Origin of the sequence: Streptomyces sp. NBC_00207 (genome assembly GCF_045160965.1) — a bacterium.
GTDB lineage: Bacteria > Actinomycetota > Actinomycetes > Streptomycetales > Streptomycetaceae > Streptomyces.
In genome coordinates this window covers 6,512,248-6,533,353 of the sequence record NZ_CP130715.1, presented here as the reverse complement: position 1 = coordinate 6,533,353, position 21,106 = coordinate 6,512,248, and the positions used below count along the sequence as shown (strand labels likewise).

Below are 21,106 nucleotides of genomic sequence, written 5' to 3'. Positions count from 1 at the left end.
TGCTCCTGCATGTCTTGAATGGATGGTTCAGGCGGGCGGGGCCGGCGGGGCCGGTCCGGGCTCGGTCCGGCGGCGGACCGCTCAGGCCCGGGTTTCCTGGTCGCTGACGAGCGTGCCGATCTTCTCACCCTTGACGGCGCGGGCGATATTGCCCTCGGCGAGCAGCTCGAACACGAGGATCGGCAGCTTGTTGTCGCGGCAGAGCGTGATCGCGGTGGCATCGGCGACCTTGAGGTCGCGGGAGAGGACCTCGCTGTACTCCAGCGCGTCGAACTTGACCGCGTCAGGGTTCTTCTTCGGGTCGGAGTCGTAGACCCCGTCGACGCCGTTCTTGCCCATGAGCAGGGCCTCGGCGTCGATCTCCAGGGCACGCTGGGCGGCCGTGGTGTCGGTGGAGAAGTACGGCATGCCCATGCCCGCGCCGAAGATGACGACGCGGCCCTTCTCCAGGTGCCGCACGGCACGGAGCGGGATGTACGGCTCCGCGACCTGGCCCATGGTGATGGCGGTCTGCACGCGGGAGTCGATGCCCTCCTTCTCCAGGAAGTCCTGGAGTGCGAGGCAGTTCATGACGGTGCCGAGCATGCCCATGTAGTCGGACCGTGCCCGGTCCATGCCACGCTGCTGCAGTTCGGCGCCGCGGAAGAAGTTGCCGCCGCCGATCACGACGGCGATCTCCGCGCCGTCGCGGACCACCGCGGCGATCTCACGCGCGATGGCGTGGACGACGTCGGGGTCGACGCCCAGTCCTCCGCCACCGGAGAAGGCCTCGCCCGACAGCTTCAGCATGAAGCGGCGGCCCTTCTTGTCCTGGTCGCTCTTGTCGTCGGATGCGGTGTGGGGGTCCACGCCCTGATTCATGGAGATCTCCTCGTGCACATACGAAGAAGGCCATTGCCGGTGGGTCCTTGCGGTTCCCTCTACGGCAATGGCCTCCTCGTCAGATCTGCGGTCGTCCTGCGCAAGCACGGACGACTGCTTCAGACCCTACCGGGGTCCGGTGTCCGTCGCGTACGGACGGACTCAGATGCCGACCTTGATGCGGGTGAAGCGCTTCAGGGTGACACCGGCCTCGTCCAGAACCTTCTGGACGGACTTCTTGTTGTCCAGGGCGTAGGCCTGGCCGAGCAGCGTGGCGTCCTTGAAGAAGCCGTTGACGCGACCCTCGACGATCTTCGCGATGGCAGCCTCGGGCTTGCCCTCCGCGCGGGTGACCTCTTCGGCGATGCGGCGCTCGGACTCGACCTTCTCGGCCGGGACGTCCTCGGCGGACAGCCACTGCGGGGCGAACGCGGCGATGTGCTGCGCGACGCCGCGGGCGACCTCGGCGTTCTCCTTGTCGAGCTCGACCAGGACACCGATCTGGAACGGCAGGTCGGGCATCGTGCGGTGCATGTACGCAGCCACGTAACCGCCGGTGAACTGCGCGAAGCGGTCCAGGACGATCTTCTCGCCGAGGTTGGCGTTGGCCTCGTCGACGAAAGCGGTGACGGTCTTGCCGGGCTCGATCTCGGACGCGAGCAGCGCCTCGATGTCGGCCGGGGAGGTGGCGGCCACGTGGGCGGCCAGCTGGTTGGCGACGGCCAGGAACTTCTCGCCCTTGGCGACGAAGTCGGTCTCGCACTTCAGCTCGACGATGACACCGGAGGTGTTGTCGTCGGCGATGAGGGAGACGACCGCACCGTTCTCGGCAGAACGGCCTTCGCGCTTGGCGACGCCCTTCTGACCCTTGATGCGGAGCGCTTCCTGGGCCTTCTCGACGTCACCGTCGGCGTCCACGAGCGCGTTCTTGCAGTCCAGCATGCCGGCGCCGGTGAGCTCGCGGAGCTTCTTGACGTCAGCGGCGGTGTAGTTCGCCATGAGTCTGTGATTCTCTCTCGAAGTCGTAGATCTACGGGTGAACGGCGGAGGCGCCGCGCCCAGGGCGCGGCTCCCCCGCCGTCATCGTCCGTGCTGTGAGTGCCCGGCGCGTGAACGCCGGGCGCTCTCAGTGGGTCAGGCCTGCTCGGCGTCGGCGGCCGGGGCCTCAGCCTCGGCGGCCGGGGCCTCGACGACCTCGGCGGCGGCCGCGGCCGGAGCGGCCTCGGCGTCGTCGGCCTTCTTGTCACCCTCGAGCAGGTCGCGCTCCCACTCGGCGAGCGGCTCGGCGGCGGCCTTCTCGCCCGGCTTCGAGTCGCCGGTCGCAGCGCCGGAGCGGGCGATGAGGCCCTCGGCGACGGCGTCGGCGATCACGCGGGTGAGCAGGGTGACGGAACGGATCGCGTCGTCGTTACCCGGGATCTTGTAGTCGACCTCGTCGGGGTCGCAGTTGGTGTCGAGGATCGCGACGACCGGGATGTGCAGCTTGCGCGCCTCACCGACGGCGATGTGCTCCTTCTTGGTGTCGACGATCCAGACGGCGCTGGGAACCTTCGACATCTCGCGGATACCACCGAGGGTCTTCTCCAGCTTGGTCTTCTCGCGGGAGAGGACCAGGAGCTCCTTCTTGGTGAGACCCGAGGCGGCGACGTCCTCGAAGTCGATCGCCTCAAGCTCCTTCAGACGCTGAAGGCGCTTGTAGACGGTGGAGAAGTTGGTGAGCATGCCACCCAGCCAGCGCTGGTTGACGTACGGCATACCAACGCGCGTCGCCTGCTCGGCGATGGCCTCCTGGGCCTGCTTCTTGGTACCGACGAACATGATGGAGCCACCGTGCGCGACGGTCTCCTTCACGAACTCGTAGGCGCGGTCGATGTACGACAGCGACTGCAGCAGGTCGATGATGTAGATGCCGTTGCGCTCCGTGAAGATGAAGCGCTTCATCTTCGGGTTCCAACGGCGGGTCTGGTGACCGAAGTGGACGCCGCTTTCCAGCAGCTCCCGCATCGTGACGACGGCCATGGCCATCTCCTTGGTTTCTCGGTTTGGTTCCTGACGCCCCACCGCGCCCTGCCCCCATGAGGGACCGAGAGACGCTGTCACCTGGCCGTTTCGGGCTGGTGCCGGGGCGTGCGAAGTCGACCCGGTGACCCGGATCGCCACAAGAAGTGTACGGGACCCGGCGGTATGCCGGGTGACGCCGTTGTCCACAGCGCCCGGATCGTCCACAGGCCCGCTCGCGGCCCCGTACGGGCGCGGGACGCTACGGCCCATGACGACTCTGCTGCTCAGCCTGCTCCTGGCCCTGGCACAGGCGGCCCTGCCCGGGCCCGTGCCCGGACACCAGCCCCGGGCCGTTCCCGGGCACCTGCCCGGGGCGCGCCCGCTGCCCGCACCGCTGACGGTGGCCCGCTGGTGGGACCCGCCGCCGACCCCGTACGCGGCAGGGCACCGCGGCGTGGACCTGTCCGCCCCGGTGGGCGCGGAGCTCCGCGCGGTCGGCCCGGGCCGGGTCCACTACGCCGGGCAGGTCGCGGGCCGCGGTGTGCTCTCCCTGACCCTCCCGGACGGCTTGCGCACGACCTACGAACCGGTCCGCCCGCTGGTCGCGGAGGGCGAGCAGGTCACGGCGGGCCAGGTGGTGGCCGTCCTGACACAGGGCTCCCACTGTCCGGCCCCGTGCCTCCACTGGGGCCTCCTGTCGGGCGAGACCTACCTCAACCCCCTGACCCTGCTCCCCCGCTCGACACCCCGCCTGCTGCCGAATCCGGCCTCGCCCACACCGGACCCCGCCGGCGTTTGAGGCGATCTTTCAGCCCGGCCGGCGATCGAGGTGTGGAGGGCCCCGGACGGAATCCGGGGAAGTTCCGGGGCGGGAGCCCCGGGAGCCCCGGGGACCTCAGCCCCGCACGCCCCGCAGGGCCATGGCCACGGCCGTCTCCGTCACGACGACGGGATCCTCCGCCGCGCCGAGCTCGATGCGTCGCACGGCCGCATCCACGACCCCCTGCAGCAGCATCGCCGCGAGGCGCGGCTCCGGCTGCCCGAGGCCGGCCAGCGCCTCGACGATCATCGCGACCAGGCCGCCGTGCGCCGCGCGGATCTTCTCCCGCGCACCTGCGTCCAGCTCGCTCGCCGAGATGGCCACCACCGCCCGGTGCCGCCGGTCCCCCACCAGCCCCAGCTGGCTCCGCACGTAGGCCTCGATCTTCGCCTCCGGCGACTCCGCCTGCTCCATCGCCGCCTCGATCTCGGCGGCCCACACGGGGAAGTCCACCGCGCACAGCTCTTCGACGACGGCCGCACGGGAGCGGAAGTATTCGTACACGGAGGACCGGGCGAGGCCGGTCCGCTCCGCGAGGGCGGGGAAGGTCAGCGCCTCCGTCCCGCCTTCGGACAGCAGGGAACGCGCAGCGTCCAAGAGGGCGCCGCGCTGCATCGACCGGTGCTCGGCCACGGAGGCCGCTCGAATCCTGGGCACGCATCCACTCTACGGAGGGGGCGCAAGCTCACCGTCCTACATCTGCCAACTTCGCGCGCAGTTGCAGGACGGACTTGGTGTGGATCTGACTGACCCGGCTCTCGGTGACGCCCAGCACGTTGCCGATCTCGGCGAGGGTGAGGCCCTCGTAGTAGTAGAGGGTGACCACCGTCTTCTCGCGCTCGGGCAGGGTGTTGATGGCCCGCGCCAGCAGGCGCCGCAGTTCGCGGTCCTCCGCCACCTCCACCGGGTTGTCGGCGGCGGTGTCCTCCAGGGTGTCCATCAGCGAGAGGCGGTCGCCGCCCTCCCCGCCGACGTGCAGGAGCTCCTCCAGGGCGACCACGTTCGCCAGGGACAACTGGCTGAAGACGGTGTGGAGATCCTCCACCCCGATGCCCATCTCCCCGGCGACCTCGCTCTCCGTCGGGGTGCGCCGCAGCTGGGCCTCCAGCGTGGCGTAGGCCCGCTCCACGGCCCGCGCCTTCTGCCGGACCGAGCGGGGGATCCAGTCCAGTGCCCGCAGTTCGTCGATCATCGCGCCGCGGATCCGGGTGATCGCGTAGGTCTCGAACTTGATCGACCGTTCGATGTCGAACTTCTCGATGGCGTCGATCAGTCCGAAGACCCCGGAGGAGACGAAGTCGGCCTGCTCGACATTGGGCGGCAGGCCCACGCTGACGCGGCCGGCGACGTACTTCACCAGGGGCGAGTAGTGCAGGATCAACTGCTCCCGCAGCCGCTCGTCACCCGATTCCTTGTACGAGCGCCACAGCACCTCCAGGGACGAGGGCGCGGTGGACCGCACGCTGCCACGGGCAGCGGGGGGCACCGCAGCGCGGTCGGACCCTGAGGTGTGCTGGGGCATGCTTCGCCTTTGCCGGAGCCGGATTCCTTGGGAGCGTAGCGTGACGGAAGTGTCGCGGTGCGCGAAGAGTACGGGATGGCGCGGGGGCGCAGGGGCGCCCCGACTCGCACGGGCCGCCCGGGACCGGCGCAGCGCGCACGGTCCCGGCAGCTGCCACCGGGAAGACCGCGTCTCTCATCGGTTTCACTCTTTCACCGGAACTCCCCAGGTCAACGACCGCCTCGCCGGGTGGGCCGGGTTTGTATGTCCCTTCCAGCCGTTTGTCTGCTCAACTGCCAGCCGTCGCCCTGCCGTTCGACGAACCCCAGAGAGTGAAGTTCGTACAGTCTGCCGATGACTTCATCGGCGCCGGTGCCGCAGGCAAGTGCCAGCGACGCCACGTCGGCCGGGCGTCCGGCCGGCAGCGCTTCGAGCACCCGGGCCGTGTCCCGGTCCAGCAGGTCCCTGGCGAGCACGGGACCGCGCCGCTCGGGAGCCAGCTCGCCCATGGAGCCCACCAGTTCGACCACCTCCGCCGCGTCGGTGACGAGCACGGCCTCGCCGCGCAGCAGTTCGTGCACCCCGGCCGAGAGCGCACTGGTGGCGGCCCCCGGGACGCCCATCGTGATCCGCCCGAGCTGCTGGGCCCGCCGGGCGGTGACGAGGGACCCGCTGCGGTGGGCGGCCTCCACGACGACCGTGCCCCGGGTGAGGGCCGCGATGACCCGGTTGCGCAGGACGAACCTGCTGGGGGTCGGATGGCTGCCGGGCGGCAGCTCGCCGAGGATCAGCCCCTGGCCGGCGATCCGGTCGAGCAGCCCGGAGTGTCCGCGGGGATAGGCGACGTCCACCCCGCAGGCGAGCACCGCCGCGGTCGCGCCGCCCGGCGCGAGGGCCCCCCGGTGGGCGGCGCCGTCGATCCCGAACGCGGCGCCGGAGACCACGACCCAGCCCCGCTCGGCGAGCCCGGCGGCCAGGGTCTGCGCCATGTGCGCGCCGTACGGGGTGCAGGCCCGGGCGCCGACCACGGACACCGAACGCAGAGCCCAGGTCCGCAGGTTCGGCCGGCCCCGCAGCCACAGCCCGACGGGGCGGGCGTCGCCGAGGTCGTCGAGCTGGGTCGGCCACTCCGCCGATCCCGGGAACACGAACCGGACTCCCGAGGCGGCGGCCCGTTCGAGGTCGCGCCGCGGATCGGCCAGTGCCGCCCGTCTGCGGTACCCGGCGAGCCGCTCCGGCCCCACTCCCGCCGGGGCCTCCGATCCCGTCGCGGGGCCGGTCAGCAGCCCCATCAGCCCCACCGCGCCGTGCTCCCGCAGCCAGCGCCCGCCGTGCTCGTCCCCGGGCTCGAGCACCCGCGACAGCGCCGCCCTCGCGAGCAGTTCCTCGTCCCCTGCGCCGGTCACCTCCCGCCTCCCGTCACCGGGACGGCCCCGCGGGCGATCCCGGTCCGCAACTCCAGCGCCACGGCCACGTCCAGCGCGTCGGGCCGGTCCCGCCCCCGCAGATCGGCGACGGTCCAGGCGACCCGCAGCACCCGGTCCAGCCCGCGCGCGGTGAGCAGCCCCCGCTCCAGGTCGCGCTCGGCCTGCGCCAGTGCCCCGGGGCCCGCCTGCCACCGGGTCCGCAATTCCTGTCCGGGCACTTCGGAGTTGAGCCGCCACGGCGTGTCGGCGAGCCGGGCCCCGGCGCGCTCCCGGGCCTCCCGCACCCGCTCGGCGACCACGGCGGTGGCCTCCCCCCGCCCGCCCTGCCCCAGCAGATCGGACCGGGTGACGGGCTCGACCTCCACCCTCAGGTCCACCCGGTCGAGCAGCGGCCCGGACAGCCGCGCCTGGTAGCGCCGGATCACCGAGGGCGGGCATTCGCACCCGGCTCCCAGCAGGGTGTGGCGCCCGCACGGGCAGGGGTTCGCGGCGAGCACCATCAGGAACCGGGCCGGCAGCCTCACCACGCCCGCGGCCCGGGCGATGACCACGTGTCCCGATTCGAGGGGCTGGCGCAGCGCGTCCAGGGCCCGGCTGTGGAACTCCGCGGCCTCGTCCAGGAAGAGCACGCCTCGGTGCGCCAGGGAGACCGCTCCGGGCCTGGGGATCCCGCTCCCGCCGCCCACCAGGGACTGCATGGTCGCCGAATGGTGCGGTGCGCAGTACGGCGGCCGGGCGACCAGTGGTTCGCCGGGCGGGAGGATCCCCGCGACCGAGTGGACGGCCGTGACCTCCACGGAGTCCTGGCGGGTCAGCGGCGGCAGGATCCAGGGCAGCCGCTCGGCCAGCATCGTCTTGCCCGCGCCCGGGGGTCCGCTGAGGAAGAGGTGGTGCCCTCCGGCGGCCGCCACCTCCAGGGCGCGGCGCGCCGTCTGCTGCCCGGCCACGTCGGCGAGGTCGGGGAAGTCCGCGGCCTCCCCCCGGCCGGTGCGGCCCTGGGCGAGACCCGTGCCCAGTCCCGCACCCGGGACCAGCAGGCCGGCCAGTATCGGATCGGGGCGCCCCGGCGGGTCGGGCGGATCCTCCTCGGGCACCGTCCCGCCGGTCAGGACCGCGATCAGCTGACGCAGGCTGCGCACGCCGAGCACGGAGACGTCCGGCACGAGCGCGGCCTCGGCGGCGCACTGCTGCGGCACCACCACCTGCCGGTATCCGGCCTCCATCGCGGCGAGGACCGCCGGCAGGATCCCCCGGACCGGACGGACCCGGCCGTCCAGCCCCAGCTCCCCGATGAGGACGAGATCGGCGATGGCCGCCGGGTCGACCACCTCGGCGGCCCCGAGCACCGCCGCGGCGACGGCCAGGTCGAATCCGGCGCCGGACTTCGGCACGGAGGCCGGGCTGAGCCCGACCGTGAGCTTCTTCTGCGGCCAGGCCGCCCCCGAGTTGACCACGGCCGCACGCACCCGGTCCCGGCTCTCGACCAGGGTCTTGTCCGGCAGCCCCACCAGGGTGAAGGCCGCGACTCCGGGCTCCAGATCGGCCTGGACCTCGACCACCACCCCGTCGACGCCGACCAGGGCCACCGAGCAGGCTCGTGCGAACCCCATCAGGCCACCCCCCTGACGTGTTCCACCAGGGGCGCACCGCGCCGCGGCAGCAGGACTCCGACGAGGTCGATGCGCACGCCGCCCGGGGGCGGTCCGCCGTGGTCGGCGAGCCACCGCCCGGCGAGCCCCCGTAAGCGCTCGGCCTTGGGCGGCCGCACCGCGGCCATGGGATGTTCGAAGTCACCCGCCCGGCGGGTCTTGACCTCGCACACGACGAGGGCGTCCCCGTCCCGCGCGACGATGTCGATCTCCCCGCCGCGGCACCGCCAGTTCCGCGCGATCACCGTCATGCCGGCCTCGGTCAGCCGCCGCGCGGCGAGTTCCTCGCCGTACCGCCCCAATGCCTGCTGTGCCACGCCCTTCGCGTTCATCCGGCACCACCTCCGGCACCGACGGTCCCGCGTCCCCGCCCACCTTGTGGATCTTGGTGGACGAACCGGCCGTTGTGGAAAACCTCCTCACCCTCCCGGGTGAGGAAGCTCAGCTGCCGGGCAGTTCGAGGTCGCTCTTGTTGAGCTCCTCGATGTTCACGTCCTTGAAGGTCAGCACCCGGACCTGCTTCACGAAGCGGGCCGGCCGGTACATGTCCCAGACCCACGCGTCGGCCATCGAGACCTCGAAGAACACCTCGCCCTGGACCGAGTGCACCTGCATCTCGTAGTCGTTGGTGAGGTAGAAACGGCGTTCGGTCTCGATCACATACTTGAACAGCCCGACGACGTCGCGGTACTCCCGATAGAGCTTCAGCTCCATCTCGGTCTCGTACTTTTCGAGGTCCTCGGCACTCATGGCATGTTCCCCTTCAGCCGTGCGTCCCCCTATTGTGCGCCAGGCCCGTGCGCCCCTAAACGATTTCCGGGGCCAGGACCACCGGCGCACCCGGGGGACCGTCGTCGAGCAGCGTACGGAGCAGCTCGGCGAGTCTGGTCGGGTACACCGTCTCATGGGCCGAGAGAAGTTCCTCGGAGGTCCACCACCTGGCTCCGGTGACGCTGCGCCGCTCCAGCTCGGTGAGCCCGCCCATCTCGGTCGCCGTCTGGCTGGTACGTGCCAGGAAGTACCACTCGTCCTGCTCCCAGCGGCGCCCGTCGAAGGGGAACGAGCAGTAGCGCTGCCACAGCACCGGCCCCAGCTCCACCTCCGTGATCCCCGTCTCCTCCGCCAGCTCGCGCAGCGCGGCCTGTTCCCGGCTCTCGGAGCCCTCCAGCCCGCCGCCCGGGGTGAACCACCAGTCGTCCGAGGGGTCCGCCGGCTCGAAGCCGTGCAGCAGCAGGATCCGGTCGTCCGGGTCCAGGAGGATCACCCGCGACACCTTCCGGCGGCCGGTCCCGGCCGGGTCAGCGGACACCGGCCCGCTCCTGCCTCCGCCCGCGCCCCAGGACCCGCGCCACGGGCCCGTACGCGGCCCCCAGCAGGACCAGGACGGCGCCGGCCACCACCGCGACCAGCTGGAGCCGCAGCGGCCCGGGGTGCGAGATCCCGCCGGGCAGGCCGGCGTACGTCGCCGGACGCTCCAGCATCTTCACGGAGGGCCAGGCCAGGGCGTCGACGCGGGCGCTGACGGCCGACCTCGACACGGTCCCCTGCCCTGCCTCCTGCAAGTGGGCGCGGGAGTCCAGTGAGGCGGCCCGCCGGTCGCCCAGCAGGAAGAGGTTCCCCTCGGGGACCGTCACCTCGAACGGGGTTCCGGGTGGCGGGGCCTGCCCCGGAGGCATGGCCAGACCCGTGTCCGGGCGGGTGGTGTCGGCGTACGGCTCGTCCAGCGGCGTTCCGTTCACCGTCAGCTCGCCGCCCGCGCCGCAGCACTTCACGGTGTCGCCGCCGATGCCGACGACCCGCTTGACCATGGGCGAATCGCTCCACATGGAATCAGTGAAGATGACCACGTCCCCGCGGCGCACCTCCCCGCCGTCGATGCGCTGCGCGAGCACCCGGTCCCCGGGCTTCACGGTCGGCATCATCGAGTCGGTCGGCACCGTGTAGGGCTGATAGAGAAGCGCCCCCCAGACGAAGCCGCCGAGGAAGAGCGCAAAGCCGATGGCCACGGCGAGTCCCGACAGCACATTGCCGAGACCGCCGCGGCCATCCTTGCCACTGCGTATTGCTTGTGTTCCGCCCATTGCAGCGCCCCCACACTCCGGGATCGTCGACCTGGGCGGCACCCTACCGGGCGGTACGACCGCTGGTCAGCTTCTGCCTGCGCCACATGACGAGCGGAACCGCCCCCACGAGCCCGAGTGCGGCCGGGCCCAGCCCGACCGGGGCCAGCCCGGAGGCTCCGAGACCGAGCGCGGTCGCGGCGGCCTGGTTGCCGATGCCCGGCTGGTCGAAGGTGTCCGGGATCGGCAGCGTCGACCAGCGGGTGACCGGCCACGCGATCACGACGGCCCGGCCGACGACCTTGTCGACCGGCACGAAGCCCTGGGTGGAGTCCTGCATGTGGTAGCGGGAGTCCTGGGAGTTCTGCCGGTGGTCGCCCATCACCCAGATCTTGCCCTTGGGCACGGTGATCGGGCCGAAGGGGGCGTCGTCGCACGGGGTGTTGCCGGGGTAGATGTACGGCTCGTCGAGCGCCTTGCCATTGACGACGACCGGTCCCCCCTTCTTGCACTCGACCGTGTCACCGCCGATGGCGATCGTCCGCTTGATCAGGTCCTTCTCCTCGGCGGACGGCATCAGGCCGATCCAGCTGAGGGCCTTCTGCACGATGTTCGGCTCCGGAGTGGGCTCCCCCGAGAGCCAGTTCGCGGGGTCGTGGAAGACGACGACCTCACCGCGCTCCGGCTCGGAACCGAACCACGGGGTCAGCTTGTCCACCAGCACCCGGTCGCCGCGCTGCAGGGTGTCCTGCATCGAGTCGGACGGGATCGAGAACGCCTGGACCAGGAAGGTCTTGATCAGCAGGGCCAGCAGCAGGGCGATGCCGATGAGGAGCGGAAGCTCCTTCCAGAACGAGCGGTGCGCCGGCGCCGCGGTACCGTCCTCGTCGGCCTCGCGCTCGACTGCATCGTCCGGCCGCTCCTCGCCCTCGTCGCGACCGGAACGTGCGCCTACCGCCACATCCCCCACATCCACTCCTCACTCGCGATCGCCGCCCGGCCGAAACAGGCACGGGCCCTCCCCTCCCTTAACGAGCGGGAGTTCCCTAAGGCGCGGGAGACCGAAGACACACTATGCGAACGGCAGGCCCCGACGGCGCCTACGCCGTCCGCGTCCTTCACTCCGTGCCTGATCGGGCACCATGCGGAAGGTCGCGGGCTGTTCCAGTCGCTTCCAGTGCCCGAACGGCCAGGCGATCACCACGGCTTCGCCCACGACCCCGTTCTCGTCGATGGTTCCGTCGAAAGCCTCGTCGAGGTGGAAGCGCGAGTCCGAGGAATTCGCCCGGTGGTCGCCCATCACGAAGAGCCGCCCGGCCGGCACGTCGACCTCGAAGGCGATGTCCGAGGGGGCGTTGCCCGGATTCACGTACGGCTCGTCGAGCGGCGAGCCGTTGACGGTGACCCGGCCCCTGTTGTCGCAGCACTTGACGGTGTCCCCGCCCACGCCGATGACGCGCTTGATGAGGTCCTGCTCGTCGGCCGAGGGCAGCAGGCCGATGAAGGTCAGGCCCTGCTTGATCTGTTTGACGCCGACCGGATCCTGGGCGGGCCGGGCCGCCTCGCCCTTGAGCCAGCCGCCGGGGTCCTTGAACACGACGACGTCGCCGCGCTCGACCTTGGAGCCGAACCACGGGGTCAGCTTGTCCACGAGGACCCGGTCGCCGATGCGGATGGTCTGTTCCATCGAGCCCGACGGGATGAAGAAGGCCTGCACCAGGAAGGTCTTGAGCAGCAGGGCTATGCACAGGGCCACCACGACCAGCAGCGGCAGCTCGCCCGCCCGGCGCGTGCGGCGGCGCCGGCGCACCTTGCGGGCCGTCCGGCGCCGTTCGGCCCGGCCGCCCTCCACCACCGGTGCGGGCGTCGGTTCCGGCTCCGGTTCGGGCTCCCGCTCCCGTCCGCCGCGCGGCCGTCCCCGGCTACCCATGACCGCCGCCGACGGCGCCCCAGCGCGAAACCGGCCAGCCGATCCAGTCGGCCCGCCCGATCACCTTCTCCACCGGCACCATCCCCCCGCCCGGTTCCCCGAGATGGTCCCGCGAGTCCCGCGACTGGGACCGATGATCACCCATCACCCACAGGCTCCCCAGGGGTACGACGATCCGGAACGGCACCTTCGAGGGGGCGTCACCGGGATACAGGTACGGCTCGTCCAGCGGCACGCCGTTCACCTCGACCCGCCCGCCGGCATCGCAGCACACCACGTCGTCACCGCCCACGCCCACCACCCGCTTCACGAAGTCGGTGTCGGACGGCTCCGCGAGCCCGAGCGCCGAGGCCGCACCGTGGAGCAGCACTCCGACCGGATTGGCGTCCGGGCGTTCCCGAACGAAGGAGCCCGTGCCGTCGAAGACCACCAGGTCCCCGCGGCCCGGCTGGTCGCCGAAACGGTACGCCAGCTTGTTGACCAGCACCCGGTCGCCGACCTGGAGCGTCGGCTCCATGGAGCGGCTCGGGATCAGGAAGGGCTGGACCACGAAGTTGCTGAACAGCAGCAGGAAGACGGTGCAGATCACACCGAGCACACCGGCCCGCCGCCAGGTCAGGGATCCCCGGGTCCGCGCCCGCCCCTTCGCGGGGCGCCCCGACGCCCGCCTCCCCACCGCCGGCTTCCCGGTCACGGAGAACGCAAAACGCGGCCGCTCTCCCCCCTCTGCGGGGGAAGAGTGGCCGCGCTGCGTGTGAGGTGCTTCGGTGTCCATCGGGGGCGAGCCTATCCGGCCGCCCCGGAACACCGGAGGCGACCTTACTTGTCGCGCTTCTCCTTGATCTTCGCGGCCTTGCCGCGGAGCTCACGGAGGTAGTACAGCTTCGCACGGCGAACGTCACCGCGGGTGACGAGCTCGATCTTCTCGAAGATCGGGGAGTGGACCGGGAAGGTACGCTCCACGCCGACGCTGAAGGAGACCTTGCGGACGGTGAAGGTCTCGGAGACCCCGGCGCCCTGGCGACGGATGACGACGCCCTTGAACTGCTGGATACGGGAGCGGTTGCCCTCGATCACGCGGACGTGCACGTTGATCGTGTCACCCGGGCGGAAGGCCGGGACGTCCGAGCGGAGCGCGGCGGCGTTGACGCCATCGAGCAGGTGAGACATGTTCTTCGTCTGCTTTCTTCGCACGACGCCACAGGCCGCCGGGCGGGTTTCCGTAGAGAATTCGGGAGCTGTTCCACCCGGCGGGCGACGGTCCCCCTGTGGCAGGGGCGCCCGCGGGCGTACAGCAGCCGCCTATTCTTCCACGGCCTCGGGCCTGAGCCAAAATCGGCCGTCCGCGGACGGCTTCCAGCCCAGGACGGAGAGGATCTCCCGGTCCTTCTTGTCGAAGGCTGAGGCCTCGCAGCGCTCGATCAGGTCCGGGCGGTTCTGCGCGGTCCGGCGGAAGGCCTCGTCCCGGCGCCAGCGGGCGATCTTCCCGTGGTGGCCGCTGAGCAGCACCTCGGGGATGTCCCGGCCGCGCCACTGCGGGGGCTTGGTGTAGACGGGCCCCTCCAGCAGGTTGGCCATCTCGCCCGGCGCGAAGGAGTCGTCGCGGTGCGATTCGGCGTTGCCGAGCACCCCGGGCAGCAGCCGGGCCACGGCCTCGGTGACGACCAGGACGGCGGCCTCGCCTCCCGCCAGGACGTAGTCGCCGATGGAGACCTCGTACACCGGCATGCGGGTGGCGTACTCGTCCATGACCCGGCGGTCGATGCCCTCGTACCGGGCCGGGGTGAAGATCAGCCACGGCCGCTCGGAGAGCTCGACGGCCAGTTCCTGGGTGAAGGGGCGGCCGCTGGGGGTGGGGACGACCATGACGGGCCCGTGCGCGCCCGCCTCGTAGCCGTCGGCCAGCGCCGCGTCCAGGGCCTCGCCCCACGGCTCGGTCTTCATGACCATGCCGGGACCGCCGCCGTACGGGGTGTCGTCGACCGTGTTGTGCCGGTCGTACGTCCAGTCCCGCAGGTCGTGGACGTGCACGTCGAGCTGCCCGCGGGCACGGGCCTTGCCGACGAGGGAGACGTTCAGCGGCTCCAGGTACTCGGGGAAGATCGTGACGACGTCGAGACGCATCAGGCGTCGTCCCCGGAGTCCTCGTCACGGGTCGAGACGATGACGGCCTCGCGCTCGTCGATCAGCCCGGGCGGCGGGGTGATGACGCAGCGCTGCTCCTCCAGGTCGATCTCGGCGACGATCTCCTCGACGAAGGGGATCATCACCTCGGAGCCGTCCGGCCGCTCGACGATGAAGAGGTCCTGCGAGGGCAGGTGGGAGATCTCGGTGATCCGGCCGATCTCGGTGCCGTCGGCGAGGACGACGTCCAGGTCCATCAGCTGGTGGTCGTAGTACTCGTCCTCCTCCTCCGGCAGCTCGGAGGGGTCCACCTCGGCGATCAGCAGGATGTTGCGCAGCGCCTCGGCCCCCGTGCGGTCCTTGACGCCGGCGAAGCGGAGCATCAGCCGGCCGCTGTGCACCCGGCCCGTCTCGATGGTCAGCGGTCCCGCCGTGGCGGGCTCCGTCTTGAGCACGGCACCGGGGCTGAGCCGCAGCTCCGGCTCGTCCGTGCGCACCTCGACGGTGACCTCACCCTTGATGCCGTGGGCGCGGCCGATCCGCGCGACTACCAGCTCCACTGTGTGTCTCTCCTGTTCAGACGACGACGGGCCGGGGCGGGCACGAATGCCCTCCCCGGCCCGTGCCGGTGATTCAAATACTCAGCGGACCTGGTCCACGTCGACGAGGTCGACGCGGATCCCCCGGCCGCCGATGGCGCCCACGACGGTACGCAGTGCACGTGCGGTGCGGCCGTTGCGGCCGATCACCTTCCCGAGGTCGTCGGGGTGAACCCGGACCTCGAGCACCTGCCCACGGCGCAGGTTGCGCGAGGCGACCTGCACTTCGTCGGGGTTGTCCACAATGCCCTTTACGAGGTGCTCAAGAGCCTCCTCGAGCATGATCAGGCCTCGGTCGACTCGGCGGCGGCCTCAGCCTCGTCCGCCTTCTTGTCGGCCTTCTTCGCCTTCTGCGTGATGGCCTCGCCCTTGCCCTCGCCGATGCCCTCGAGGGCCTTGGCGAACTCGTCGAAGGAGCGACGCTTGCTCTCCTTCGTCTCCGGCTGCAGGAGCGGCGCGGGGGCGGGGAGACCCTTGTGGGCCTGCCAGTCACCGGTCAGCTTCAGGATGGCGAGCACAGCCTCGGTGGGCTGGGCGCCGACGGACAGCCAGTACTGCGCACGCTCGGCGTTGACCTCGATGCGCGACGGGTTGTAGGTCGGGTGGTAGATACCGATCTCCTCGATCGCGCGACCATCCCGGCGGGTGCGGGCGTCGGCGACGACGATGCGGTAGTGCGGCTGGCGAATCTTGCCGAGGCGCTTGAGCTTGATCTTGACTGCCACTGGAGTGGTGTCTCCTGAACTTGACGTGGTTGGGCACATGAGATGCCACGTGGGGTTGCGGTACTCGGGTGCCCGATGGACGCGTCAGCCGGAGGAGAGAGGGGTCCTATGCGACTGTCGAGTACAGCTAGCCATTGTGCCATACGCCCGCGGCGCGCTCCGCCGGGCGGGCGGGTCCGCCTGCCGCGGGCGGCCCGCTCCCTTCTCCGTGCGGGCACGGGGTACCGCAAGGACGGCGGTGCGGGGCGCGGGGCACGGCCCGCCGGTGGTGCGGCGGTGCGGGCTGCCCGCGTGTGCGCCGGCGGCGGTCGCCCCGGTGGGGGCGAGGGCCCGGCGGCCGGTTCGCCGTGGGGCGGTGGCCCCGGTGGCGACGGTGAGGGCGGTCAGGAGGCCGCCGCGATGGCGACTTCGGGGATGCGGAAGGGCTTCATGCACCCGCCGCACACGATCGGCGCCTGGGCCAGCACGGAGGGGACCACCCGCACGTTGCGCCCGCAGTCGCAGACCGCCTTGACGCGCACGCCGCCACCGGAGGACCCGTGCCGGGCGGCCGGTCCGCGGAAGCTGCGCTTGGTGTCGGCTGCCGTGGCGGCGGTGTGCGCCTTCAGGGCGCGCTGCAGCCGTTCGATGGTGGGGCGGTAGCGCCGCTTCGCCTCCGGATTGAGCGTGACGAGCGAGAAGCCGCTGCTGGCGTGCGGCTCCTCGGAGTGGTCCAGCCCCAGCTCCTCGGCGATCGCGAGGAATCTGCGGTTGTGGTAGCGGCCGGCGCGCGAGGTGTCTCGGACTCCGCGGGCGGCGGCGATGCCGTGGACTGCCTCGTGCAGCAGTCGCTCGAAGGAGAGCTCGGCGCCGCAGGCGGACGAGGACTCTCCGATCAGGGACTCGGGCGCGGCAAGGTCAGGCAGCTCGGGGTGGTGCCGCTGAATATCGGCCCACGCCTGCGCCAGCTCTGCGGCGAGAACAGGTGGTGTCGTGCTCACGTCGTGACAACGAGCCGAGGTGCCCGGGTGTTCCGATTCCGGGCCATTCCAAATTTTTTGCACGTACCAGTCAGTTCAGTCTCATGCGTGCTGACGAGGACGGGTGCGTCTATCTCAGGAGGAGTCGGTACTTAACGAGGACCAATGACGAAGCTGCCCCGGCGCGCGGCACGAGCCGCACGCCGGGGCACAGAAGCCTTCGGGCCCCGTCAGTACGAGCGCGCGACGATCGCGAGGGTACCGGGGGCGTCGTCCGCCGTGGGGACCGACCCGTCCTCGGCGATCAGGCAGCGCACGGAGACGGCCTGCTCGGCCAGCTTGGCCTCGCCCTCGGGACCGAGGTCCGCCCACGGGATCCGCGCCCAGCCGCCGGCGACGGCGGCCTCGGCGGCCTCCTCGATCGTCGACACGTCGGAGGTACGGGCCACACGGCGCTCGCGGGACTCGCGCAGCAGCTGCGCCTGGTCCTCGTCGAGCACCTTCGGCAGCAGGTCGGCGAGCGCGTCGATCTGCACCGGGGTCTTCCCGCCCGGGATGCGGCGGGCCAGCATCGCGGTGCCGGCCTCCAGGTCGCGGGGGCCGATCTCGATGCGCACCGGTACGCCCTTGAGCTCCCAGTCCACGGCGCGGCGGCCGAAGGGGGTGTCCACGCGGTCGTCGACCTGGACCCGGAGTCCGGCGGCCTTCAGCTGGGCGCCGAGCTCGCGGACCTTGGTGACGGCCTCGTCGCCCTTGATCGCCATGACGACGACCTGGACGTGCGCCAGGCGCGGCGGCACCCGCAGGCCGTTGTCGTCGCCGTGGGACATGATCAGGCCGCCGACCATGCGGGTCGAGACGCCCCAGGAGGTCTGCCAGACGAGCTCCTGCTTGCCTTCCTTCGACAGGTACTGGGTGTTGAAGGCCTTGGCGAAGTTGGTGCCGAGCTCGTGGCTCGTGCCCAGCTGCAGGGCCTTGCCGTCGCCCATCATCCCCTCGAGGGTGAGGGTGTTGATGGCGCCGGCGAAGCGCTCCTTGGCGGTCTTGCGGCCGAGCACGACGTCGATGCCGAGCACGTTCGTCATGAAGTCGCCGTAGACGTCCGTGTGGATGCGGGCGGCGTAGTCGCGGGCGTCCTCGTAGGTGGCGTGGGCGGTGTGGCCCTCCTGCCAGAGGAACTCGCTCGTACGGAGGAACACGCGCGGGCGCATCTCCCAGCGGACCACGTTGGCCCACTGGTTGATCAGCAGAGGCAGGTCGCGGTAGCTCTGGACCCACTTGGAGAAGTAGTCGTTGATGATCGTCTCGGACGTGGGCCGGACGACGACCGGCTCCTCCAGCTCCTTGCCGCCGCCGTGCGTGACGACCGCGAGCTCGGGGGCGAAGCCCTCGACGTGCTCGGCTTCCTTCGTCAGGTACGACTGCGGGATGAAGAGCGGGAAGTACGCGTTCTGGGCGCCCGCGTCCTTGATGCGCGCGTCCATCTCCTGCTGCATCCGCTCCCACAGGCCGTAGCCGTACGGTCGGATGACCATGGTGCCGCGGACCGGACCGTTGTCGGCCAGCTCGGCCTTGTTGATCAGATCCTGGTACCAGCGGGGGAAATCCTCCGCCTGCGGGGTGAGAACGGGTGCCTTTGCCATGCCGCGAATCGTACGGCGCCGGGCACACGATGCGTGAATCGGGTGCCTCGCTCCTCTGGACGCGGGGGCGAATGGGGAGTTCTCTGGCAACGGGGGCAAGGGGGCGATACGGAATCAGGAGCGCTCTTTCGATGACACCGACGCCGACGGCGACGCTCGTCGCCCGGGACTGGGCGGAGATCCAGGAACGGATGCTGGTACCGCTGTACGAGGCGGTCTACGACCGACTGGAGGTCGGGCCGGGCGACCGGCTGCTGGGCCTCGACTGCGGGGCCGGCCTGGCCCTGCTGCTCGCGGCCGGGCGGGGAGCCGTGGCCACGGGCGTGGAGGCGGATCCGGCCCGGCGGGCACTGGCCCGTGAGCGGCTGCTGGAGGTACTGGCGGCCCCGCCGTCGGCGCCCCGCCCGTACGACGCCCTGCTGGCCTTCTCGCCGTCCCCGGCGGCCCTGGCCGCGGCCCTGCCCGCGGTGCGCCGCGGCGGGGCGGTGGTGCTGGCCGACTGGGGCCCGGCGGAGCGCTGCACGGTGCCCGCGGTCCTGGGCGGCGGGCCCTCGCCCCGGGACCTGGACGCGCTGGTGGAGCGGGCCGGGCTCAGACCGGACGGATCGGGGCGGGTGTTCTGCCCCTTCGGGTACGCGGACGTGGACAGCGCGGTGCGCGGGCTGCTGTCGACCGGGCTCTACGACAGCGCGGCCGATCCGGCGCTGGCGGAGAAGGAGCTGGCCGAGGCGCTTCACCCGTTCGAGCGGTCCGACGGCGCCGTGTGGCTGCCGAACATCTTCCGGTATGTGATCGCCCGGATGGGCTAACGGGCGTACGGCCGTGCAGCCGTGCGGCCGCCCCGTCAGTCGGTGTCGTGGGCCTTCGTCAGGCGGGTGACTCCGGCGGCGGCGTAGGCGGCCGTCTCGTCCAGGGTCTCGTTGGCGAGCAGGGCCTCGGCCAGGGCGTCGAGCTGCGGGCGGTGTTCGCGCAGGAGGCGGCAGGCCTCCGCGTAGCACTCGTCGACGATCCGCCGCATCTCGTGGTCCACCGCGTCGAGCGTGGCGGGGGCGGCGGACAGGCCGTAGGGGCCGCCTCCGTCGGACGGGATGGCGGTGAGCTTTCCGACGCGGTCGCTCATGCCCCAGCGGCCGACCATCCCCCGGACGATGTTGGTGACCTGTTCGAGGTCGTTCTCCGCGCCCGTGGTGATGACGTCGTAGACGACGTGCTCGGCCGCCATGCCGCCGAGCGCCCCGATGACGCGGCCGCGCAGGTACGGCTCGGTGTACGCGTACCGGTCGGCGTCCGGGGTCGAGAGGGTGACGCCGAGGGCGCGGCCCCGGGGCACGATCGTGATCTTGCGGACCGGGTCGGCGCCCGGCTGCAGCATGCCCAGGAGGGCGTGGCCGCTCTCGTGGTAAGCGGTGCGGCGGCGCTCCTCCAGCGGCATCACCAGGGACCGCTCCGCGCCGAGCTGGACCTTCTCCAGGGCGTCGGACAGATCGGACTGGGTGACCTGGTCCTGCCGGCGCTTGACGGCCAGCAGCGCGGCCTCGTTGGCGAGGTTGGCCAGTTCGGCGCCGGTCATTCCGGGGGTCGTACGGGCCACCTGCGCGAGGTCGACGCCCGGGCCGAGCGGGATGTCGCGGGTGTGGATGCGCAGGATGGCCTCGCGGCCGGCCCGGTCGGGCGGGGAGACGGCCACCGTGCGGTCGAAGCGGCCGGGGCGGGTCAGGGCGGGGTCCAGGACGTCGGCCCGGTTGGTGGCGGCGAGGACGACCACCCCCTCCGAGCCGGAGAAGCCGTCCATCTCGGTGAGGATCTGGTTCAGGGTCTGTTCGCGTTCGTCGTGGCCGCCCATGGCCGCGCTGCCGGCGCGCACCCGGCCGATGGTGTCGATCTCGTCGATGAAGATGATCGCGGGAGCCACCTTGCGGGCCTCGGTGAAGAGTTCGCGGACCCGGGAGGCGCCGACGCCGACGATCATCTCGATGAACTCGGAGGCGGAGGCGGAGAAGAACGGCACCCCGGCCTCGCCCGCGACCGCCCGCGCGAGCAGGGTCTTGCCGGTGCCGGGAGGGCCGGCCAGGAGGACCCCGCCGGGCATCCGGGCGCCCAGCTTCCGGTAGGCCTGCGGGTTCTTGAGGAAGTCGACGACGTCGTTGAGCTCGCCCTCGACCTCGTCGATGCCGGCCACGTCCTCGAAGGTGGTGCGCTTGTCGCCGGTCTCCAGCTCCACCGGCTTGGGCGGGGCCTTGCGGCCCAGGGCGCCCATGCCGCCCATCCCCCCGCCCATCCGGCGGGCGATGACCACCCACAGCAGGACCAGCAGGAGCATCGGGGCGAGGGAGAGCAGCAGGTTGGCGAGGAAGCTGCGCTGCACGACGACCGGGGAGGCCGTCACCGTCACGTTCTGCTTGGTGAGGTCGGCCCACAGGTCGTCGTCGGCGAAGGCCGGGCGCTGGGTGACGAACTTGGTGTAGTCCCCCTTGTCCCCGTCGGGCAGCGGCTGCTTGGCCTTCAGCTCGCCCTGGATCGCGTCGCCCTTGGAATAGATCTTCGAGACGTTGCCGCCGGCCACCTGCTTGCTGAACTCGGTGTACGAGATGGTGGGCTCGTCCCCCTCGTTGAAGAAGGACAGCACGAGGTTGGTCACCAGGTAGACGATCAGGGCGGCGAGGATCAGCCCCCTCCAGCCGCCCGGCATCCGCTTCTTCGGCGGAGGCGTGGGCGGGGCGCCTTCCGAGCGCCAGGGCGTGTCGGCCCGGTCGCGGGGAGGTACGGGGGTGGGGCTGGGCACGGGGCGCCTCCTTCTGCCATCCTCC

The 21,106-nt window shown here is 71.5% G+C and carries 24 protein-coding genes; 2 read left to right on the top strand and 22 right to left on the bottom strand.

Features of this window, described 5'->3' with window-relative positions; translation table 11 throughout:
• Nucleotides 1-81 precede the first annotated feature (81 nt).
• The 3 genes from pyrH to rpsB form a co-directional block, all read right to left on the bottom strand.
• The gene (gene pyrH / locus OG472_RS31005; RefSeq protein WP_030016384.1) at nt 82-861 is read right to left on the bottom strand and encodes a UMP kinase; all 780 of its coding nucleotides are present in this window, start codon (nt 859-861) and stop codon (nt 82-84) included.
• A gap of 162 nt (nt 862-1,023) precedes the next feature.
• Entirely contained in the window at nt 1,024-1,860 is an 837-nt protein-coding gene (tsf, locus tag OG472_RS31000; protein WP_266379229.1) for a translation elongation factor Ts, read from the bottom strand.
• Nucleotides 1,861-1,995: 135 nt separating this feature from the next.
• Nucleotides 1,996-2,880 carry a 30S ribosomal protein S2 gene (rpsB, locus tag OG472_RS30995; RefSeq protein WP_361755224.1) on the bottom strand — a complete coding sequence of 295 codons (885 nt, stop codon included), beginning with the start codon at nt 2,878-2,880 and terminating at the stop codon, nt 1,996-1,998.
• Nucleotides 2,881-3,130: 250 nt separating this feature from the next.
• On the opposite strand from rpsB, the gene OG472_RS30990 reads away from it, so the two are divergent.
• Nucleotides 3,131-3,661: a M23 family metallopeptidase gene (locus OG472_RS30990; protein ID WP_401613233.1), complete on the top strand. Its 531-nt coding sequence runs from the start codon at nt 3,131-3,133 to the stop codon at nt 3,659-3,661.
• 96 nt (nt 3,662-3,757) lie between these two features.
• Here the strand turns inward: OG472_RS30990 and OG472_RS30985 are convergent, their stop codons facing one another.
• The 18 genes from OG472_RS30985 to proS form a co-directional block, all read right to left on the bottom strand.
• Nucleotides 3,758-4,315: a TetR/AcrR family transcriptional regulator gene (locus OG472_RS30985; protein WP_383563907.1), complete on the bottom strand. Its 558-nt coding sequence runs from the start codon at nt 4,313-4,315 to the stop codon at nt 3,758-3,760.
• A gap of 52 nt (nt 4,316-4,367) precedes the next feature.
• Nucleotides 4,368-5,204 (bottom strand): RNA polymerase sigma factor WhiG, encoded by an 837-nt coding sequence (gene whiG / locus OG472_RS30980; protein WP_362858442.1) that lies wholly within the window; start codon nt 5,202-5,204, stop codon nt 4,368-4,370.
• 209 nt (nt 5,205-5,413) lie between these two features.
• Complete coding sequence (gene dprA, locus OG472_RS30975; RefSeq protein WP_405942281.1) at nt 5,414-6,589, bottom strand: DNA-processing protein DprA; 1,176 nt, start codon at nt 6,587-6,589, stop codon at nt 5,414-5,416.
• Nucleotides 6,586-8,220 (bottom strand): YifB family Mg chelatase-like AAA ATPase, encoded by a 1,635-nt coding sequence (locus OG472_RS30970; protein ID WP_405942280.1) that lies wholly within the window; start codon nt 8,218-8,220, stop codon nt 6,586-6,588. The genes dprA and OG472_RS30970 overlap by 4 nt, the downstream gene beginning before the upstream one ends.
• Nucleotides 8,220-8,591, bottom strand: coding sequence for a YraN family protein (locus OG472_RS30965; protein WP_405832145.1), 372 nt, complete (start codon nt 8,589-8,591; stop codon nt 8,220-8,222). The genes OG472_RS30970 and OG472_RS30965 overlap by 1 nt, the downstream gene beginning before the upstream one ends.
• 109 nt (nt 8,592-8,700) lie before the next feature.
• A complete protein-coding gene (locus OG472_RS30960; protein WP_005311352.1) occupies nt 8,701-9,009 on the bottom strand; it encodes a DUF2469 domain-containing protein in 309 nt (102 codons plus the stop codon).
• A gap of 55 nt (nt 9,010-9,064) precedes the next feature.
• A complete protein-coding gene (locus tag OG472_RS30955) occupies nt 9,065-9,568 on the bottom strand; it encodes an NUDIX hydrolase (protein WP_401613275.1) in 504 nt (167 codons plus the stop codon).
• Entirely contained in the window at nt 9,558-10,340 is a 783-nt protein-coding gene (lepB, locus tag OG472_RS30950; protein WP_401613277.1) for a signal peptidase I, read from the bottom strand. Before lepB (OG472_RS30950) ends, OG472_RS30955 begins: the two co-directional genes overlap by 11 nt.
• Nucleotides 10,341-10,383: 43 nt before the next feature.
• The gene (gene lepB, locus OG472_RS30945) at nt 10,384-11,280 is read right to left on the bottom strand and encodes a signal peptidase I (RefSeq protein WP_401613279.1); all 897 of its coding nucleotides are present in this window, start codon (nt 11,278-11,280) and stop codon (nt 10,384-10,386) included.
• A gap of 111 nt (nt 11,281-11,391) precedes the next feature.
• Nucleotides 11,392-12,249, bottom strand: coding sequence for a signal peptidase I (gene lepB / locus OG472_RS30940; protein WP_401613281.1), 858 nt, complete (start codon nt 12,247-12,249; stop codon nt 11,392-11,394).
• Entirely contained in the window at nt 12,242-13,024 is a 783-nt protein-coding gene (gene lepB / locus OG472_RS30935; protein ID WP_405942279.1) for a signal peptidase I, read from the bottom strand. Before lepB (OG472_RS30935) ends, lepB (OG472_RS30940) begins: the two co-directional genes overlap by 8 nt.
• Before the next feature lie 44 nt (nt 13,025-13,068).
• Nucleotides 13,069-13,419 (bottom strand): 50S ribosomal protein L19, encoded by a 351-nt coding sequence (rplS, locus tag OG472_RS30930; protein ID WP_030823745.1) that lies wholly within the window; start codon nt 13,417-13,419, stop codon nt 13,069-13,071.
• Nucleotides 13,420-13,551: 132 nt separating this feature from the next.
• Nucleotides 13,552-14,373 (bottom strand): tRNA (guanosine(37)-N1)-methyltransferase TrmD, encoded by an 822-nt coding sequence (gene trmD, locus OG472_RS30925; RefSeq protein WP_405832142.1) that lies wholly within the window; start codon nt 14,371-14,373, stop codon nt 13,552-13,554.
• Nucleotides 14,373-14,933: a ribosome maturation factor RimM gene (gene rimM / locus OG472_RS30920; protein ID WP_401613286.1), complete on the bottom strand. Its 561-nt coding sequence runs from the start codon at nt 14,931-14,933 to the stop codon at nt 14,373-14,375. The genes trmD and rimM overlap by 1 nt, the downstream gene beginning before the upstream one ends.
• Nucleotides 14,934-15,014: 81 nt before the next feature.
• Complete coding sequence (locus OG472_RS30915) at nt 15,015-15,254, bottom strand: RNA-binding protein (RefSeq protein ID WP_030011889.1); 240 nt, start codon at nt 15,252-15,254, stop codon at nt 15,015-15,017.
• 2 nt (nt 15,255-15,256) lie between these two features.
• The gene (gene rpsP / locus OG472_RS30910; RefSeq protein WP_030386406.1) at nt 15,257-15,697 is read right to left on the bottom strand and encodes a 30S ribosomal protein S16; all 441 of its coding nucleotides are present in this window, start codon (nt 15,695-15,697) and stop codon (nt 15,257-15,259) included.
• Between the two features lie 383 nt (nt 15,698-16,080).
• Nucleotides 16,081-16,677, bottom strand: a complete 597-nt coding sequence (locus tag OG472_RS30905) for a hypothetical protein (protein ID WP_030708534.1) — start codon at nt 16,675-16,677, stop codon at nt 16,081-16,083.
• A 209-nt stretch (nt 16,678-16,886) separates the two neighbouring features.
• Nucleotides 16,887-18,299 (bottom strand): proline--tRNA ligase, encoded by a 1,413-nt coding sequence (gene proS / locus OG472_RS30900; RefSeq protein WP_383563629.1) that lies wholly within the window; start codon nt 18,297-18,299, stop codon nt 16,887-16,889.
• Nucleotides 18,300-18,430: 131 nt separating this feature from the next.
• On the opposite strand from proS, the gene OG472_RS30895 reads away from it, so the two are divergent.
• Entirely contained in the window at nt 18,431-19,108 is a 678-nt protein-coding gene (locus tag OG472_RS30895) for a methyltransferase type 11 (RefSeq protein WP_383563626.1), read from the top strand.
• Between the two features lie 35 nt (nt 19,109-19,143).
• Here OG472_RS30895 and ftsH read toward each other — a convergent pair whose 3' ends face one another.
• Nucleotides 19,144-21,081: an ATP-dependent zinc metalloprotease FtsH gene (ftsH, locus tag OG472_RS30890; RefSeq protein WP_401613289.1), complete on the bottom strand. Its 1,938-nt coding sequence runs from the start codon at nt 21,079-21,081 to the stop codon at nt 19,144-19,146.
• Between the last annotated feature and the right edge of the window lie 25 nt (nt 21,082-21,106).

Bases quoted from the DNA above. Each gene is read 5' to 3' on its own strand.
- OG472_RS30970 (WP_405942280.1), bottom strand. From the start codon at position 8,220: ATGGGGTTCGCACGAGCCTGCTCGGTGGCCCTGGTCGGCGTCGACGGG.
- lepB (WP_405942279.1), bottom strand. From the start codon at position 13,024: ATGGACACCGAAGCACCTCACACGCAGCGCGGCCACTCTTCCCCCGCA.
- OG472_RS30990 (WP_401613233.1), top strand. From the start codon at position 3,131: ATGACGACTCTGCTGCTCAGCCTGCTCCTGGCCCTGGCACAGGCGGCC.
- OG472_RS30915 (WP_030011889.1), bottom strand. From the start codon at position 15,254: ATGCTCGAGGAGGCTCTTGAGCACCTCGTAAAGGGCATTGTGGACAAC.
- OG472_RS30960 (WP_005311352.1), bottom strand. From the start codon at position 9,009: ATGAGTGCCGAGGACCTCGAAAAGTACGAGACCGAGATGGAGCTGAAG.
- rplS (WP_030823745.1), bottom strand. From the start codon at position 13,419: ATGTCTCACCTGCTCGATGGCGTCAACGCCGCCGCGCTCCGCTCGGAC.
- trmD (WP_405832142.1), bottom strand. From the start codon at position 14,373: ATGCGTCTCGACGTCGTCACGATCTTCCCCGAGTACCTGGAGCCGCTG.
- tsf (WP_266379229.1), bottom strand. From the start codon at position 1,860: ATGGCGAACTACACCGCCGCTGACGTCAAGAAGCTCCGCGAGCTCACC.
- rpsB (WP_361755224.1), bottom strand. From the start codon at position 2,880: ATGGCCGTCGTCACGATGCGGGAGCTGCTGGAAAGCGGCGTCCACTTC.
- whiG (WP_362858442.1), bottom strand. From the start codon at position 5,204: ATGCCCCAGCACACCTCAGGGTCCGACCGCGCTGCGGTGCCCCCCGCT.
- lepB (WP_401613281.1), bottom strand. From the start codon at position 12,249: ATGGGTAGCCGGGGACGGCCGCGCGGCGGACGGGAGCGGGAGCCCGAA.
- pyrH (WP_030016384.1), bottom strand. From the start codon at position 861: ATGAATCAGGGCGTGGACCCCCACACCGCATCCGACGACAAGAGCGAC.
- OG472_RS30895 (WP_383563626.1), top strand. From the start codon at position 18,431: ATGACACCGACGCCGACGGCGACGCTCGTCGCCCGGGACTGGGCGGAG.
- OG472_RS30965 (WP_405832145.1), bottom strand. From the start codon at position 8,591: ATGAACGCGAAGGGCGTGGCACAGCAGGCATTGGGGCGGTACGGCGAG.
- proS (WP_383563629.1), bottom strand. From the start codon at position 18,299: ATGGCAAAGGCACCCGTTCTCACCCCGCAGGCGGAGGATTTCCCCCGC.
- lepB (WP_401613277.1), bottom strand. From the start codon at position 10,340: ATGGGCGGAACACAAGCAATACGCAGTGGCAAGGATGGCCGCGGCGGT.